Source organism: Vibrio sp. Vb1755, assembly GCF_033338635.1.
Lineage (GTDB): Bacteria > Pseudomonadota > Gammaproteobacteria > Enterobacterales > Vibrionaceae > Vibrio > Vibrio alginolyticus.
The window spans coordinates 1-1,314 of sequence record NZ_JAWOTA010000185.1 but is presented as its reverse complement, the minus strand read 5'-3'; the positions used below and the strand labels follow the sequence as shown (position 1 = coordinate 1,314).

Here is a 1,314-nt window from a genome sequence, read left to right as displayed (position 1 = left end):
GTGAACAAGAAGTTGAATTCACGACGTTCTTCTCTGAAAGCCCATTGGCAAGAACGCATTACATTGTTCGTGTAGACAATAACAACATTGATGTAGACGTGAAAAAAATCGAGCAGAATTTAATGGAAGTTTCTACCTCTTGGGACGACAGATTAAAAGAGTCGATCATTGCTAACTTTGGTGAAAGCAAAGGTCTACCACTATCGAAAGAGTACATGAGCGCGTTCCCTCGTTCATACAAAGAAGACATGATGCCTGGTTCTGCTGTGGCAGACATTGAGCGCCTTGAAGCACTGAGTGACGACAACAAACTTGGCATGCTTTTCTACCGTCCGCAGGAAGTTGCAACGGATTCGAAAGCGGTTCGCTTAAAACTTTACCATCGTGACGAGCCAATCCATCTATCAGACGTGATGCCAATGTTGGAAAACTTGGGTCTACGCGTGATTGGTGAATCTCCTTACGAGATCGAGAAAAACAATGGCCAGACATTCTGGATCCTAGATTTCTCAATGCTGCATAAGAGCGAAAAAACCGTTGATCTTCGCGAAGCTCGTGATCGTTTCCAACAAGCATTTGCAGCGATTTGGGCAGGGGATCTAGAAAGTGATGGTTTCAACCGTTTGGTACTGGGTGCTTCGTTATCTGGTCGTGAAATCTCGATTCTACGTGCTTACGCGCGCTACATGCGTCAAGTTGGTTTCCCATTCAGCCAACAATACATTGAAGATACACTAAGCCATTACCCTGATTTAGCTACTGGCTTGGTTAACCTATTTGCTAAACGTTTCGATCCAAAACATAAAGGCAGCGAAAAAGGCCAAAGTGATCTGATTAAGAAGCTGACTGAACAACTGGATCACGTAGAAAGCCTAGATGATGATCGTATTATTCGTCGTTACATGGATATGATCATGGCAACGCTGCGTACTAACTACTACCAGTTGGACGAAAACAAGCAGTCGAAGCCTTGGCTATCTTTGAAGATGAAACCAAGCGAAATCCCAGAGATTCCTCAGCCAGTTCCTGCTTTTGAGATTTTCGTCTACGCGCCAGACATTGAGGGTGTTCACCTTCGTGGCGGTAAAGTTGCACGTGGTGGCTTACGTTGGTCAGATCGCCAAGAAGATTTCCGTACAGAAATTCTTGGTCTTGTAAAAGCTCAGCAAGTTAAGAACACCGTTATTGTTCCAGTTGGGGCAAAAGGTGGTTTCGTTTGTAAGCGTCAGCCGTCTCTGACCACTCGTGATGAAATCTTTGCAGAAGGTCAACGCTGCTATAAACAGTTCATTCGCGCATTGCTTGATGTTTCTG

1 protein-coding gene is annotated in these 1,314 nt (G+C 44.7%); it reads left to right on the top strand.

Features of this window, described 5'->3' with window-relative positions; genetic code table 11:
* A partial coding sequence (locus tag R7E00_RS23725; protein ID WP_318124691.1) for an NAD-glutamate dehydrogenase domain-containing protein occupies positions 1-1,314 on the top strand: 1,314 nt, incomplete at both ends.